This is a genomic window from Pseudomonas sp. 3JA (assembly GCF_036961705.1).
GTDB lineage: Bacteria > Pseudomonadota > Gammaproteobacteria > Pseudomonadales > Pseudomonadaceae > Aquipseudomonas > Aquipseudomonas fluorescens_Q.
The window spans coordinates 43,037-58,654 of the sequence record NZ_JBAMDJ010000002.1 but is presented as its reverse complement, the minus strand read 5'-3'; the positions used below and the strand labels follow the sequence as shown (position 1 = coordinate 58,654).

13 protein-coding genes and 3 pseudogenes are annotated in these 15,618 nt (G+C 57.4%); 6 read left to right on the top strand and 10 right to left on the bottom strand.

Translation table 11 applies throughout. The annotated features are described in order from the left end of the window. The first annotated feature begins 272 nt into the window (after positions 1 to 272). A complete protein-coding gene (locus V7773_RS01825; protein ID WP_336072018.1) occupies positions 273 to 758 on the top strand; it encodes an SDR family NAD(P)-dependent oxidoreductase in 486 nt (161 codons plus the stop codon). Continuing rightward, entirely contained in the window at positions 731 to 1,021 is a 291-nt protein-coding gene (locus V7773_RS30335) for an SDR family oxidoreductase (protein WP_442963437.1), read from the top strand. The genes V7773_RS01825 and V7773_RS30335 overlap by 28 nt, the downstream gene beginning before the upstream one ends. 203 nt (positions 1,022 to 1,224) lie before the next feature. Here the strand turns inward: V7773_RS30335 and V7773_RS01820 are convergent, their stop codons facing one another. The 7 genes and pseudogenes from V7773_RS01820 to V7773_RS01790 all read right to left on the bottom strand — a co-directional run bounded on the left by V7773_RS01820 (position 1,225) and on the right by V7773_RS01790 (position 8,343). Continuing rightward, on the bottom strand, positions 1,225 to 1,479 hold the full coding sequence (locus V7773_RS01820; RefSeq protein WP_336072016.1) for a hypothetical protein: 255 nt from the start codon (positions 1,477 to 1,479) through the stop codon (positions 1,225 to 1,227). Between the two features lie 213 nt (positions 1,480 to 1,692). Next, a complete protein-coding gene (locus V7773_RS01815) occupies positions 1,693 to 2,601 on the bottom strand; it encodes a LysR family transcriptional regulator (RefSeq protein ID WP_079443450.1) in 909 nt (302 codons plus the stop codon). Between the two features lie 68 nt (positions 2,602 to 2,669). Continuing rightward, positions 2,670 to 3,140: pseudogene (locus V7773_RS01810) on the bottom strand (DUF924 family protein); the annotation flags it as partial. A 115-nt stretch (positions 3,141 to 3,255) separates the two neighbouring features. Then, the gene (locus V7773_RS01805; RefSeq protein WP_336072013.1) at positions 3,256 to 4,974 is read right to left on the bottom strand and encodes a monovalent cation:proton antiporter-2 (CPA2) family protein; all 1,719 of its coding nucleotides are present in this window, start codon (positions 4,972 to 4,974) and stop codon (positions 3,256 to 3,258) included. A 16-nt stretch (positions 4,975 to 4,990) separates the two neighbouring features. Next, positions 4,991 to 5,260: a hypothetical protein gene (locus tag V7773_RS01800; RefSeq protein ID WP_079443451.1), complete on the bottom strand. Its 270-nt coding sequence runs from the start codon at positions 5,258 to 5,260 to the stop codon at positions 4,991 to 4,993. 150 nt (positions 5,261 to 5,410) lie between these two features. Then, positions 5,411 to 6,184, bottom strand: a complete 774-nt coding sequence (locus V7773_RS01795; protein ID WP_079443452.1) for an SDR family oxidoreductase — start codon at positions 6,182 to 6,184, stop codon at positions 5,411 to 5,413. Between the two features lie 606 nt (positions 6,185 to 6,790). Next, a protein-coding gene (locus V7773_RS01790; RefSeq protein ID WP_152032000.1) for an IS3 family transposase occupies positions 6,791 to 8,343 on the bottom strand; the annotation gives its coding sequence in 2 pieces (ribosomal slippage) (positions 6,791 to 7,881 and positions 7,881 to 8,343; 1,554 coding nt in all). Positions 8,344 to 8,957: 614 nt separating this feature from the next. Here V7773_RS01790 and V7773_RS01785 point away from each other — a divergent pair. From V7773_RS01785 to V7773_RS30330, 3 genes and pseudogenes are all read left to right on the top strand, one after another. Then, the gene (locus tag V7773_RS01785) at positions 8,958 to 9,341 is read left to right on the top strand and encodes a hypothetical protein (protein WP_336072008.1); all 384 of its coding nucleotides are present in this window, start codon (positions 8,958 to 8,960) and stop codon (positions 9,339 to 9,341) included. 330 nt (positions 9,342 to 9,671) lie between these two features. Next, positions 9,672 to 9,877: pseudogene (locus V7773_RS01780) on the top strand (DUF7740 domain-containing protein). A 321-nt stretch (positions 9,878 to 10,198) separates the two neighbouring features. After that, positions 10,199 to 10,988 (top strand): annotated as a pseudogene (locus V7773_RS30330) (alpha-hydroxy acid oxidase). Here the strand turns inward: V7773_RS30330 and V7773_RS01770 are convergent. Both V7773_RS01770 and V7773_RS01765 read right to left on the bottom strand, forming a co-directional pair. Next, on the bottom strand, positions 10,985 to 11,710 hold the full coding sequence (locus V7773_RS01770; protein WP_336072005.1) for a hypothetical protein: 726 nt from the start codon (positions 11,708 to 11,710) through the stop codon (positions 10,985 to 10,987). The pseudogene V7773_RS30330 and the gene V7773_RS01770 sit on opposite strands and share 4 nt — an antisense overlap. Positions 11,711 to 11,961: 251 nt before the next feature. Next, positions 11,962 to 13,146, bottom strand: a complete 1,185-nt coding sequence (locus V7773_RS01765) for an aldo/keto reductase (protein ID WP_336072003.1) — start codon at positions 13,144 to 13,146, stop codon at positions 11,962 to 11,964. Between the two features lie 186 nt (positions 13,147 to 13,332). On the opposite strand from V7773_RS01765, the gene V7773_RS01760 reads away from it, so the two are divergent. Then, on the top strand, positions 13,333 to 14,298 hold the full coding sequence (locus V7773_RS01760) for an AraC family transcriptional regulator (RefSeq protein WP_336072002.1): 966 nt from the start codon (positions 13,333 to 13,335) through the stop codon (positions 14,296 to 14,298). Positions 14,299 to 14,335: 37 nt separating this feature from the next. Here V7773_RS01760 and V7773_RS01755 read toward each other — a convergent pair whose 3' ends face one another. Continuing rightward, positions 14,336 to 15,583, bottom strand: coding sequence for an OprD family porin (locus V7773_RS01755; protein WP_336072000.1), 1,248 nt, complete (start codon positions 15,581 to 15,583; stop codon positions 14,336 to 14,338). Between the last annotated feature and the right edge of the window lie 35 nt (positions 15,584 to 15,618).

Genomic DNA, 15,618 nt, shown 5'->3' with positions numbered 1-15,618 from the left:
AGTGCAGCCTCTGCACTTCAGTCGACATTCCGCAAACAGCGCTTGTACTAACTGATCCGCGTTCGCGAACGGCTTGACACGAGCGCGTCGAGCCGCGACTGCAGAATCATCCGCCGTCAAATGCCGTTCACCACATAGTCGCTGGTCAGCGATTTGCTACGGGCCTTTAAGGCCCAAGGCGTTCAGGTGTGCAGCAAACAATGCCAGTGCCTAGGCCTGCTTAAGATAGGCCGCACTCATTATATTGAGTCATCTAATCTATTTGGATGAGAATGTTTACAACATTCGCCGATACGATTTCCACTCAATTATCAGAGGAGTTGAATATGGGTCGGTTGAATGGACGCGTCGCTATTATTACCGGTGGCGGTGAGGGGATTGGGCTGGGAATTGCGCGCCGTTTCGCCCGGGAGGGAGCTACCCTAGTGATTGCCCAGCGAAAGATTGAGGTGGGGGAGTGTGTCGGGCAATCACTTCGTGAAGAGTTCGGTGTGCGTGCGCAATTCCTGACGATAGATGTGTGTATTAAGGAGCAAGTAGAGCGACTTATCGCAGATACAGTCAGTCGCTTCGGCGCGATAGATATCCTGGTTAATAACGCTGGCGGTGGAATTGCTCCTAAGTCACTAGCAGAAACTTCCGATGCGGATGTAGCTTATGGCATGGATCTCAATTTTTGGTCGTCCTACTGGGCAATGCAGGCGTCTTTTCCACATATGCAGGAGCGTGGGTGGGGACGCATCGTCAATTTTCACTGAATGGCGTAAACGCCCACATGCACACGGCTCCTTACAACATAGGCAAGGAAGCTGTACGCGCACTCACGCGCACCGCAGCCGTCGAGTGGGGTCAGTTTGGCATTTGCTGTAACGTGATTTGTCCCGCAGCACGTACTGCTGCGTACGATGAGTTCGAGCGCACCTGGCCAGAAGCTGCTGGGGCCATAACCCGACAGGTCCCGAACAGGCGCATGGGTGACCCTGAGAGGGATATTGGGGGGGGTGGCCTTGTTTCTGGCTAGCGATGATGCAGCACACGTAAACGGCATGACTATCCATGCAGACGGCGGGTCGCACGTCAATGGCGTGGCTTGGCGTCCCGATGGAGACTGATTTTTAAGGTTCTTCACGGAGTTCCGGAAAACACAGAAACAAAAACGCCGATTTGATTGATGATGTTTGTGCGAGCACTTCAGTAGAGTCCGGCATATGAGTTCCCGTTTAATTACCCCACAGATGAACGCCGGGAAGACTGTCTAGACATAACCATTTCTTCCAGTATTTCCCGGATAAGCCTATTGATTCCCGATTCCCCGTGATAGTGGGCGCGTTTGATGTTTACGATGGTGAACTGATCAGCGTCGTGCGCCGTTACAGTCACTGAAAGGCTGCCCTCGGGATTGAACGCACAACTAACTGCACAGTTAGGAAGGCGAGCGGAAAGGGCTGTTTCAATCTCCATTTTGGTTGGCGTGTCCATGAGTTCACCGGATTAAAAGCCTAAAGACGACAAGGTTAGTTCAGAATACCGCTGCGTAAATACTGGCAAGGTAATGGCGTTCCGGGACGTTCCTTTGGGTGTAGCTGTTCATGGTTACAATAGATTTCTAAGAAACACCCTCCGTTGGCTGAAGAGCGAAACGTGATGGCCGATGTGCGAGGCAAAGCCTTTGGCCGTGAGTGTGAACACGTATCACGGTTCGAGGTGCGGCCCCATCAGATCCTCGAACCACTCGATGAATGCCCCGAGCCGACGCGTTCTCTGGCGACGGTGCGGATACAGCAAGGACACCTGCATCGGCGCGGCACGGAACTCGGACATGACCTCGATCAGTTCCCCGCTGTCCAACAGGTGTTTCACGTCGAAGCGGGGTATCTGGATCAAGCCGAGCCCGGCACGGCAGCAGGCGATGTAGCTCTCGGCATTGTTGACAACGACCCGGCTGGGTACGTTACTGGTCTGCTCCTGCCCGTCGGCCGGAGCGTGCTCCCAGGGTAATTCCCGCCCCGTGGTGGGAGAGGCGTAGCCAACCGCCCAGTGCCCGGCGACCAGGTCCCTCGGCTGCTGCGGCACGCCGTGTTCATGCAGGTAGGCTTTGCTGGCGCAGTTGATCAAGGCGATAGCGCCCAGCGGTCGCACCGCCAGGCTGCTGTCCGACAGTGTGCCCACGCGTACCGCGCAGTCGACGCCCTCCTGCACCAGGTCGATGGCGCGGTCGGTAGAGCCGAGTGTCAACTGCAGTTGAGGATAGCGCCGCAGCAGACCCGGCAACGCCGGCGCGATGAGGCGTCGCGCAATGCGGCTGGGCGCATCGATCCTGAGTTGGCCAACCACTTGGCGCTGGCTGCTCTGGAACAGTTGCTCGACGTCCTCGGCGTCCGCCAGCAATGGGCGCAAGCGCTCGAGCAGTTGTGTGCCATCCGCTGTCAGATGGACCCGGCGCGTCGTGCGGTTCAACAGGCGGACGCCGATCTTCTCCTCGAGTTGCTGGATCGCTGCGGAAACGCTGGCGCGAGGCAGCTCCAGCGCATGGGCGGCCTTGATGAAACTGCCCATTTCGGCGACCCGCACGAAGACGCGGTACTGATCGAGTTTGTCCATGTGCATTCAACCCTGGGAGTGGTGCCAAGCCCGGACGCGGAGTCGGCGTTCGTGGGACGGTAGGATGATCACCCCGCGAACCCTCCCTGATCCAGAAAGATTTGCTCTGCCGGCGTAGTCTGGCGCAACAGTAGCGGATTACGGTGCGGAAAACGGCCGAAACGGCGAATGATGTCGCGATGGCCTTCGGCATGGGAGCGGGCGCTCGGCCCCAGCCGGGTATTGAGTGCCACGGACAGATGCTGGTCAGCGAGGTCTTCCGAATGTGCAAAGGGCAGGCAGAAGAACAAACGCAGTTCCGGATCAACGGCGTCCATGTGCCGCTGTGAATGGGCGATACGTGCGAAGTGCCGCGCCAGTGGGTCGGTCGCGTACATGTGGCCAGTGCCGCGGAAAGCATTTCGCGGGAATTGGTCGAGCAGGATCATCAGCGCCAGCGCACTTTCCGGCTCACCGATCCAGTGGTCGACCTCGCGCCGGGCCGCCGCCAGGTGCAGGTCGAAAAAGCGTTCGCGAAAGTGCTGATCCAAGGCCGGGTCCTTATCAAACCATCAAGCCGAGCCGACTTCCTGCCAGAATTGGACCACGTCGGTCGCGCGTTCACCGGTATCCAGCAGCAGCTCGGAGTGTGGAGACGATGTAGTCGCCATCGCATCAGCCCCTCGGTTGCGCATTGCCCTGAATCAGGGATTTGCCGGCATAGATGCCCCCCGACACCTCCAAGGCCAAGCGCTCGGCGTCGGTATGGCGTATCTGCGCGGCGAGTGCTTCGGACGCCTCGGGCGTGGCGCCGAGCGCCATCGAGGCTTCGCGGCCAAAAGCCATTGCCGATTCGAAGGTGACGCGGACCTGGTAGTCCACATCGGCCTTGATTAGCTCGATGGCATGTTCGCGGTCGTGAGCGCGCGCAAGCACCCGGGCATGTGGGAACGCCGCCTTGGCATGTTCGACGATCCGCGTGACGGCCCGCGCATCGTCCACGCACACCAGGATGGCTCGGGCATGGTGCGCGCCAGCGGCATGCAACACATCGACGCGCGTGCCGTCGCCGTAGTGCACCTTGAAACCGAAGTCACCGGCATCCCGCGCCACTTGGAGGTCATGGTCGATGATGGAAATGTCGGCCCCCAGCGCCAACACATGCTGGCTCGCGATCTGACCGAAGCGACCGAAACCAACGATGAGCACACTGGTAGCCAGTGCGTTGGGTGCCTGCGCGCCCTCCATGGAAAACCCGGTTCTCGGCCCCCAACGCCGGTGTGCGATCACCGCCAGCGGGGTCAGCGCCATGGACAGTACGATAATCGCCGTCATGTTGGCATTGACGGTCGGGTCGATCACGCGGCTGGTCAGCGCGGCGGCGAAGAGCACAAAGGCGAACTTGCCGCCCTGGGCCATTAGCACGGCGCGGTCCAGTGCCTCGGCGTGCGAGCTTTTTGCCAACCGTGCCACGCCGTAGATGCTTGCGCCCTTGATCAGCATCATCGCCAGCACGCCCGTCACGATGATGGGCCAGTTACGCCCCACCGCGGTCAGGTCCAGCGACATGCCCACGCCGAGAAAGAACAGGCCCAGCAGCAAGCCGCGAAAAGGTTCGATGTCCGCCTCGAGCTGGTGGCGAAACGTCGATTCGGACAGCAGCACGCCAGCCAGAAAGGCACCCATGGCCATGGACAGTCCACCCAGTTGCATGAGCAATGCCGCGCCCAGCACCACGAGCAGGGCGGCAGCGGTCATCACCTCACGGGCTTTGGCGTTGGCGAGGATGCGAAATAACGGGTTGAGCAGCCAGATACCCGCCGCAACCAGTGCGGCCAGCGCGCCGGCCGCCGGCGAGGCTGGGTCGAGGGGCGCAATGAACGCCACCAGCGCCAGCAGCGGCACGATCAGTAGGTCCTCGAACAGCAGAAAGGCAACTATTTTCTGGCCGCGCGGGGCCGCGATGTCACCACGCTCGCCCAACAGTTGCATGACGATAGCGGTAGAGGTGAGTACAAAACCCATACCGCTGACGAAGGACACCGCCGGCGAGAAACCGAAAGCCACACCCACTCCGGTCAGCAGCAGGCCACAGACCAGGATCTGCAAAACGCCCAGGCCGAAGATGTCGCGCCGAATGCTCCACAGATGGGAGGGCCGCATTTCCAGGCCGATGATGAAAAGGAACATCACCACCCCGAGTTCGGCAGTGTGCAAGATGGTTTGCGGATCGCTGAAAAGCCCCAGCCCGAAAGGGCCGATTGCCAGGCCCGCCGCCAGATAGCCCAGCACCGAGCCCAGGCCCAGACGCTTGAACAATGGCACGGCGACCACTGCCGCACCCAGCAAGGTCACGAACTTGGTCAGGTCGCCCGCACTGCCTTCGATCGACATGTCATGTTCCCCAAAGTCAGGTGCGTGCGAACTGCCAGGCCGCAATTGCGGCCGTGATGGCAGGCAGCGCAAAGACCAGCAGCAGGATCGGAAACTCCTCGCGTGCGCTGTAGCCGGCATGGCTGACGCCCACCCACATGTTCACACCCGCCAACAGCAGCCACACCGGCACAAATGCCTTGGCCGCCAGCGCCATGCCTAAGGCGCTCGCCCCCCAGAGCCAGCCGAACAGGACGAAGACGCCCAAAAGAACCAACCCACCGCTTATTACCATCAGCACATGCATTTCGATTTTCCTCGTCTGTTGATGGGCTTCAATCCGGTCGTCTTCTCCCTCAATCCGTCAGTTGATCGGCGAAATAATGCCGCCATTGATGAAGCTGGTAGTGCCCGTTATCCAGCGGCTTCCGGCGAGACAAGGAACAGGCCGAGTGGCTTACTTGGTGGTGTAGCCGCCGTTGATGAGAATTGTCTGGCCGGTAATCCACCAACCGTCGCTCACCAAGTGGCGAATGAAGGGCACCACATCCTCGATGTCGGTCAGGCCGGTTTTGCTCGACGGCGAGAGCGCCGCAGCCGTCTTGTGGTACGCCACGGCATCGGCGCCTTCGGCCGGGTAGAAGAATGGCGTATCCATTGGGCCGGGGCCGACCGCGGTCACCGAAATGCCGCGCGCGCCCAACTCTTTGGATGCTGCGCGGGTGTAGTGCTCGACCGGTGCCTTGGTGCCGGCATAGGCCGCGTAGAACGGTGTGAACGCGCCCAGCAGCGAGGTGACCACGGTGCAGATCTTACCGTTGTCGTTCAGGTGCTTGCCGGCTTCCTTGAGAAAGAAGAAGGCGGCCTTGGAGTTTACCGCAGTCATCTCGTCATATTCGGCCTCAGTGATCTCGGCCATGGGTTTCTTTAGCACCTTGCCGACGGTGTTGATGGCGATGTCCGGTTTGCCTACAGAGTTGATCGCGTCGGCAAACAGTTTCTCGACGGCACCCGCTGTGGTGAGATCAGCCTGCAACGCCACGGCTTGCGCGCCGCTGGCCTGAATGGCTGCGACGGTCGCCTCGGCATCGGCCTTGGAGGAAGCGCTGTTGTAATGAATGGCGATGGCCTTGGCGCCTTGCGTGGTGAGGTCGCGGGCGATCAGGCCGCCAAGGTTCTTGGCTCCGCCGGCGATCAGTACTACCTTGCCCTTGATGGAATGGTCTGCCATGGGAAATCTCCTGCACGGGTGTAAGGAGTTTCAGCATAGGCGCCCGTATGCGCTGGATAAATCAGGTTTGACTGGATGGATTATCCATAAAATCTGTCTAATTCTAAGATCGTTCAGACATTGCCGTAGAGTGCAATTGGTATCGTCAGCGCAATGAGACATTGCCTGTGATTGGGACATTTGCACTGTCCGTCGTGGCCAGTACATTCTTCATTCGCTTGAGATGACGAAGCAGTTCTGACCAAAACCCTGCCAAGGGTGAGCACTGAGATGAGCCTTCATGTGCTCGTCTATAAACCTCAAACGAACATGAGCATCTTGGGTATCGCAGGACTGATGGAGGCAATCAGGGCTTGAATCCAGCCGCTTGCTCGCCCGTGAGTAGCCGTTTGGGCCACTGACGCGGCCCAAACGGCATTACGAACGTCTATGTAGCTGACTAAGGTAATTCGCGCTTCCACCCACGGATTCCACAGGCAACCCTCGCGACTCACCGTTTCGACGAATTTTGCGCGTTTTCACAAAGCCTGGACCCAAAGCAGACCCACCGAACTGCATGGGCGTCCTTCGGCGTTTTTCAAGGTAGTTGTCGCGTCAACCGTTTTGCTATGCCGCTTTTTTCTCGGTCTGCTGTTCCCGATCCGGGTTCAGCAGCACCGTTCCTATCGGCTCCCAGTTGCGTGTTTGTCCTGACCACCGTTCAGGTCTTTTCCAACGCTCTCGCTCATACAGCTCATGCCGGAGCGCCAGGATCTGATGATCTTGCCCACTATGGCGCTCCGATGGGGTGACGAAGCGGATCCGGCTGTGCCTGTGTTCGTTGTTGTACCAACGCATAAAATCCCTCACCCAAGTCCGTGCAGCGTCCAAGCTGGCAAAGCCTTCTAATGGCCATTGCGGGCAGTATTTCAGTGTTCTAAACAGCGATTCCGAGTACGAATTGTCATTGCTTACGCGCGGTCGACCGCGAGAAGGCGTGATCCCCAACTCATACATTTTGCTTAGCAGCGTCACCGATTTCATCGGCGCGCCATTATCGGAGTGCAGCACTAACGGCTTACGCAGGCACTTCTCGTTGATCACGCTGCGTTGCAGCAGCGCAGCCGCTTTTTCACCACTTTCTTCCGCATAAACTTCCCAGCCCACCGCCTTGCGGCTGTAAATATCCTCGATCAAATACAGGTAGAAATACTTACCGCGTATCGGCGATGGCAGATACGTGATGTCCCACGACCACACCTGGTTGGGCTTCTGAGCCACGTGCGTTGTCGGCATTACAACCCGTCGAGGTCGTCGGCTACGGCCTCTGTGGTGCTGTTGGCCGGCTGCTCGCAAGACCCGGTAAAACGTGGCTTCCGACGCCAGATACCGTCCTTCGTCTGCCAGGCGGGGGACGATTTGGCTTGGCGGCAAATGGGCATACGCCGGGCTGTTGCACAGGGCTACGATAGCTTGGCGCTCAATTTCGCTTAGCGCATTGCGTGGCTTAGGCCGCAAGGTGGTCGTGCGCGCATCAGCTTGCAGCTCTTGCTGCAGGGTCCAACGCTGCAAGGTTCTGAGTGATAGCCCGACTTCTTGGCATGCCCGCACTCGTCGGGCTCCCGCTACGATGGCTTCGATCAACCAGCCCACCAACAATTGCCGTTCCGGCAAAGAGGTCAGTTGTCCTCGCCGTCGGTCCCCCAGTAATCGTTGAGCTTTTTTCGCAGCACTAGCAACGCTGCGGTTTCGGCCAGTGCAGCATCTTTACGGCGCAATTCACGTTCCAGCTCCTGAATGCGTTTCTTGTCTTTGCGCGTCTGCTCATGGTCAGCCATTTTTTGGGCCTGCACCGCCTCTTGACCGCTGATACAGGCTTGACGCCAGGCGTTGAGCTGCTCTGGGTACAGACCGTTTTGACGGCAGAATTCGCTTAACTCAAGCTGAGTCAGGCTGGCCGTTTCAAGAACGGCGGCAAACCGGGCTTCAGCAGACCATTTATCAGAGAGCGGTATGTCTTCTGGCACGTTACTTCCTTGAAGGCTGGCCATCTTGCGCCAGGTGTACATCGATACATCGCTGACCCCTTCACGCCGACAAACTTCGGCCACGGTGAGGTTCAGTGGGGGAAGCAACATCTTGAGCAATGCGGCTTTACGTTCGCGTGAATAGTACGTCACAACCTGTCTCTTTCCGCCCTCGGTGTGCTTTTGGGGGTAAATCCGGAGAGGCGACAACTATCCTGACACCGGGGGGAAGTGAACTGGCCCAAGTGCGAGATTCGTTGCGTTGCTTTATTTTGCGAGAGGCGAGGGCCGACGTTCGGCTAACCGAGCTACTAGTAGAGAAACGGCTTCACATCGGTGTGGTGTTTCATGGCTCTTCGGTGACGGTGAACGTCATGATGTCAAATGAGTGTGACGTTGCCAGTTATCTACTATGTGTCGTAGCGAACCTCATTATCAAAGGTGAAATCGTTAAGCTGAAAATTTGTCCGGATTGTCGTTGCCCATTTATTGATAACACTCGTAACTCGAGCAAATGCTGGTGTGGGATGACTAAAGGGGCCGCATGATCGAGCTTGCGGAACGATCGCGAAGGTTAGGGCTTTACGCAGCAGAAAAGCGGCGGCTAAACAAGCTTAGGGCACGCAGCATCAGTCGTGGAGATTGTGTCTTTTCCAATTGGGGAGGCATGCGTGAGGTTTGCGATGCTGTTGCTTCCGACCACACGGATCTCTGACTCCAAGACATCGGGGATGGACTGAAGATTTTCCTGCGCCTGGCGATTCAGAATGACGCTCGTGATCGGGCTGTCGAGGGCAATTCTGCCCTTACCGTTGCAAGTGATGAGATCGTCCAATGCTTCCAGATCGGCGGATGAGGCATTCGATAGCAGATCGGATAACGGCCCATCTCGTGGAACAACAACATCCATGTTTCCCCCTGGAGGTGTTTCCATTTTCAGTGATGGAGATCTGGAAGCGTTGATTCCGCTGCTGCCGTCCTTCACTCAGTCTGCGGATGCCCTTCCGGATCGGGCGGGTCTGTATTTCGCTTCCACCCGCTTTTTAGTCAAGGACGATCGATGTGTCCTGTCTCAAGGCGATAGCGTGGCAGAGGCCCATCCCGATGAGGCTTTAACAGTGTTCATGACTGCATCAGGGAGATCAGCATGACTTTGCAAGGCTACTTCAGCCAGCGAAGGGAAGGGAGTAACAGGTGTCCTTATCCAAGAAATTAGTGAACTGTCCAGACTGGACGCTTGCCGTCCGACTGGCTATGGGTAGAAAGGAAATGGCACAGCCCGGAATCCCCGCCTGCTTGACCCTTGATACTCCCCAAAAACGAGTCCAGAATTGAGTCTTTTCCTGCTCCGGCAAGAAAAGAAACCCCTTAGATTTCAATGGGTCGGACGCTAGATACGAGTCTCGTTTCCCGCTCCAAGATTCAGAAAAAAACCACTCAGATGAGTGGCTTTTTTTTGCGCTGAGAAATTGGGTCTTGCCTTGAACCACACTGACGCCAGGCTCGTGCTGCTGCTCGCGGCACGTATTCACGGAACAGACGAAGCCGTCAGGCTTCGGCGAGGAGCGTGGTCAAGAAGTTACCTCGCAGCAAGCGTGATCTGATCTACAAGGTGATCTACAAGGTGATCGACAGCCGGAGTCCGCTCGAGCAGGTGGATTATCTTGCGCAGAACCAGGATACGTAACGGTGGTCTGCGGTTTTTCATTATTACCAAACGTCGGCTCAGGTCGCCGCCGGCACGCGCAAGTCCTTGAGTTACTCTCGCGCGTTTCAAGCCGCAACGGTGCAGTTGAGCGTGCCCATACTGGCCTCGCTGGCGGGCATCGTCTTTCTTGGCGAAAGCCTGGGCGTCAGGCTGGTCGTAGCATCCGTGGCGGTCCTGGGGGGGGCATTGCGTTGGTGCTGGGCAGTAGACAACCAGGCTAACTTGCCTTGGGCGCTGGCTCGATCACCGGGTAGGTTTCAGGTGGAGTGGCAGGCCTGTCGCTCGCGCTAGAGCTAAGCGATGCGCTCCACGCTGTCGAGATCCCGTCACCTCTTACTCGCTGACTTCGAAATCAGCGCTCGCAAGCTGCTGCCCAAAACGCTTTACGCCTACGTGCAGGGCGGTGTCGAGGACAACCTGACGCTCCATGCCAATCTTCAAGTGTTCGACGACTATTTCCTGAGGCCCAATGTTTTGGTGGATGTATCAACCCGAGATATTTCCGTCGATCTGTTTGGTCATCGCTACAGCGCGCCGGTAGGCATCGCGCCTATGGGGATTGCCGCGCTGACTGGTTATCGGGGCGATCTGTCTCTGGCGCAGGCGGCAGCGGCGGCCAATGTGCCGTTCGTGATGAGTGGCTCCTCGCTGATACGCTTGGAAGAGGTGGTCGATGCCGCCCCCAATATCTGGTTTCAGTCTACCTGCCGGCGATACAGCACAAATTGCGCCGCTGATCGAGCGTGTGCGCAAGGCCGGTGTCAAGACCTTGGTCATTACGGTCGACACGCCAGTGAAGGCGAATAGTGAAAATAATCTGCGAGCAGGGTTCTCCACTCCTCTTCGGCCAAGCGTTGCGCTGGCTTACCAAGGGGTGACGCACCCGCGCTGGTTGTTTGGAACCTTCCTGCGCACGTTCGTGAAGCATGGAATGCCTCACTTCGAGAATAACTACGCGATACGGGGAGCGCCGGTCTTGTCTGCAAGCGTTGTGCGTGACTTCACTGACCGCGGCCATTTGAACTGGGAGCACGTACGCCAGATCCGCAAGCAGTGGTCCGGCGCTAGCATCATCGAACTAACGAATTAAAGTTCACCTAAATCGCCATCTGCCTTCCAGTGGGTTCTAACTTCTAACAACGGCTTCAGGAAGGTATAAAGTAAAATGGCTGCAAGCGCGGCGGCCACTATCAACGTAAGCCACATAATGACCAACAGAGAGAGTGTGACACTATTATTTAACTCACGAAAAATGCCGAAGGCAAAAGCCGTGTACCAAGACACACCCGAAACTGCACCGGAGGCGAGAAACAAGGCTGCTTTTTTGCGGGACACGCCAAAGAGCAGGGGCCGACTCATGTCGCGTAGTACTTCTGGCAACACAAACGCGTGAATGATGATTCCATTGAGGGTCAGGACGCTCACCACAATGACCTTCGCCCAGAGTTTGGGATTTTCAAACTTTCCCGGTGACTCTATCGCGTAAAGGGCAAGGAAACCAAGGCCTGAGAGCCACAGGAGGCATAGTCCAAGAGTGACCGCGTCGCTGATGAAGTGAAAAGTGCGTCCGACTTCAACGGGGAGGCTGCCCCTGCGCATCCAACGCAAAATCCAGAGGTCGAGCATCGTCGCCCCGCCGAGACCGAAGCACATGCCGAGCAGATGTATGCCTATAAGAACCGTCAGAACCTTTATCTGCGGGAATGGCTCAGGCAATGGAACGCTAAACGCAAGTGTGTCCGCGAATAAGTGACCACTGCTGGAGAACGCAAGTAGGCCGCCGACAATCATGAGAGACGTTCGTATGTTCATTTATTACGACCTTAGGCCCGTGTTCTTGTTTGAACGCGGGCGCAGTTTGTTTGCTGGAGAATAAGGTCCTTTAATTCTCAACGTTAGGGGTATAAGTGATTGCCGCGATAAGTCTTTCAAACGTGCTTCGGCAAAGCTCTAGTAAGGCTGGCTGCTATCTGCTTCGCTGAGGATAAGTTTGAAACCCGTCTCGGGTTCAATGAGGCTAGCGACGATAGCGTCACATCAGCAGGTAGCACGGGCGTAGACCCTTAGGAAGGAACCGGTGCTTGAGCATCGATCAAGCCCTGGCTCTTCAGCTCTTCCCAAAAGGCTGCTGGGATACCGACCTTCATCGCCTGCACATTGGAAACGATCTGTCCCGGCGAGCGGGCACCTGGAATGATCGCAGACACTTGCGGATGTGCTGCCGCGAACTGCAGGGCGGCAGTATGAATGTCGATGCCATGTCGGCTGGCAACCGCCATGATTCGCGCGCGCTTTTCCACCGCTCCGGCAGGCAGATCCGGGCTGAAGTTATAGCGGCTGCGCCCCCCCAGAAATCCATCGTTCAGTGGTGTTCCAACCACGGCGCTGGTTCCCTTCCTGCTCAACGCCGGAAAGGTGTTGCGCAACGCCTCGCCGTGGTCAAGGAGGGAATACTGGCAGGCAAGCAACACGATGTCGGGAGTCGGGTCATAACCGGCTACTGCCTGAACCACGGCATTCGGCGTATTGACTCCGAAGCCCCATGCCTTGATGAGCCCCTCATCGCGCATTTTTTCCAGCTCAACCATCGCCCCTGTGCGCGCAATTCGATACGCCGTTTCCCAACCGCCTTCCAGTTCGGTGTTATCTGGCGAGATGTCATGGATAAAGACGATATCGATACGCGGCAGCCCCAGCCGCTGCAGGCTGTCTTCCACGGAACGACGCGCGCCTGCCGCGGTGTAGTCATATCGGTAGTTGAAGGGCGCCGGCGACTTCCAGATAGCATGGTCCGCGCGCTGGCCACCAGCGGCCGTCAATATGCGGCCGACCTTGGTGGACACCACATAGTCGTCTGGATTCTTGCCGCGCAGGAAGCGGCCTAGACGATATTCACTCAAGCCAAACCCGTAGAACGGCGAGGTGTCGTAAAGCCTTACACCTGCCTCCCAAGCTGCCTGCAGAACCGAACCCGCCTGCTCGTCGCTGATAGGCGCAAAGATATTGCCGATCTGCGTCCCGCCCATGCCAAAGCGTTGAGGCGTCATGTACCTCATTGCATGTGAGGGTAAATTGACGGGCAGGTCTGCGCGCACGATCCGTCCTTCGGTACGCATCACGCTTCCAGGCTCCGTCAGCGAAGAGGGCACGGGGGCCGTAGCCAGCGAACTTGCGATGCTCGATGCGGGCAGCAAAGCGGCTGCAACAGTACCCACTGCCGAATAGGTAAGAAAATCTCGTCTGTCCATCCAACTTTCCTTTCGCGACCAAGGTTTCACGGGATCATCGAAGCCGGTACGCGTAAAAGTTAGAACAACGAGGGTTGGCCGGGTGACCCTAATGCGCCATATCTTTTGCACAATCCTGCCGATGCTCTTGTGCTGGTCACGTATTCTAAGCAGACTCGAACCTTCCGTAGATTGGGGGGGCATGTGATGACGAGCGGTTCCTTCTCGCAGTTCGATTTCAGCCGTGTGCATTCCCTGACCTTGCGCGATCCCGTGCAGTTCACCGAACGCTTCCAGGCGCTCCAACGGCTTATCGAAAAAGTCACCCAGCAGATTGGCTTGAACGAGGTTTGCGAAACGTCGATTCCAGGCTTGAGCTTTTATCGAATAGCCGAGCTAGGTACGCCCACGTACTGCATTTATGAGCCTTGCGTGGCCATCATTCTGCAGGGGGCGAAGGAGATCTCGTTCGGCGAGCAAGCCTGTGATTTCGGGCAAGGGGCGTTTTTCGTCACATCGGTCGATATTCCCACACTGGCTCGCGTTACCGCGGCTAACGAGCAAACGCCCTATTTATCCGTTGTGTTGAAGCTCGATTTTTCCCTGCTCAATGAGGTGATCCTGACCCTCGAACCGCCAAAGCAGGAAATGGCTACTGATGCGCGGGGCTTCGTATCCGGGGTGGCGACGAGCGAGATGCTCGATGCGTTCGCTCGACTCGCCACGCTGATCGAACGGCCGCTTGAAGCAGGCTTGATGTCGGGCCTTATCAAGCGGGAGATATACGGCAGGCTGCTGCTCAGTGAAGCGGGGGATTTGTTGCGTAGCGTCACTCGCGATGGTTACCGGGATAAGGGCATCGTGAGAGCCGTTGAATGGCTAAAATATCACTACGATAAACCGTTGCAGGTGGCCGACCTCGCCGAACGATCAGGCATGGCCAGCTCCACGCTGCATCACCGCTTTCGCAAGCTGACAGGCACAAGCCCCATTCAGTATCAAAAATCGCTACGGCTGCAAGCCGCGCGTAGCCTGATGTTGACCGAGCGGATAGACGTGAGCACCGCCGCGTTGCGAGTAGGTTATGAAAGCGTCGCCCAATTCAGCCGCGAATATGCCCGGCGCTTTGGAGCGCCTCCCTCGAGAGACATCAAGCGCGCACGGGAACAATGAAAGGAACCCGGAGGTGACTGCCCCCGGGCCCTTCGTCTTACAGGTTAATCGGGTACTGAGTGATGAACCTGACGTCGTCGACGTCGCCACTGAACGAGTTGCGATAGGTCGCCTGGCGCAGGCGGAATGACAGGTTTTTCAACGGTCCGTTCTGGATCACGTAGGCCGCTTCCAGATCGCGTTCCCATTCGTTTTGGTCGGTGGCACCGTTGGCCAGGCTGATGTTATCGCCCTTGATGTAGCGGGCAAACACGTCAAGTCCGGGCAGGCCGAACGCGGCGAAGTTGAAGTCGTAGCGTGCTTGCCACGAACGCTCATCTTCACGTGTGAACTCGGCGTATTGCACGTAGTTGGCCAGGTAATCGGTGTTGCCACCATCGGTATAGAACACATAGCCGTTCTTACCGGTTATCGCCTGGTAAGCCAGGGTCACCTTATGGGGACCATAGGCGTAGGCACCCTTGATGCTGAACGAGTTGCTGTCGATTACACCACCGTTCTCCGCGCCGATGCTCTTCTGGTTATAGAAGCGAAAATCGGTGGAGAATGTCTGTTTGGTATCGATCGGTTTAACCCAGCTCAGACCCGCGTATTTCTTCTTCCACAGGTCCTGGACATCGGAGGCATAGAGCGCGCCAGTGAGGTTGGGGGTGAAGTTGTAAGTGGCGCCCGCCACATCCGCCTTCGTCATGGCGCCGGCGTTGTGAGCGCTCTGGTTATAGGTGCTCAGGGAGGTAAGGTGCGCCACGTCCACGCGCAGGTTGTCGATTTCCTTGCTGCTCAGGTAGAAGCCTTCCGTGGTTTCCGGCAGCAAACGACTGTCGCCGGTCGAGAACACCGGCAGATTGAGCGTTTGCCCGCCGTATTTGAGCACCGTCTTGGAGATCTTCACCTTGACTGCCCCCGCAGCCCGCGAGTAGTTGTCCGCCGCATGATCCACTCCCGCGACATGGTTGCCGCTGCTCGGCAGCAAGCCGCTGCCAATACGGTCAGAGCTGCTATCGAGTTTCATGCCGTAAAGGCCAATTGCATCGATACCGAAGCCAACCGTTCCAGGGGTGAACCCTGAGGTAAATGTCCCGATGAAGCCCTGCGCCCACTCTTCGCGATAGCTTTGCGCGGTGGATGCTGCATTGCGAAAATCGCGGTTGAAGTAGAAGTTTCGCGCGACGATCGAGGTGGTGCTGTCCTTGAAGAACGGATTGTCCTGAATGTCATCCCCAAACGCCGCGCCGGAAATAGTCGCGCACAGCGTTGCACAGCCAAACATGAAAGCTGATCTCATGGTTTACGCCCTTATCAAAAATAATCAGCAGATGG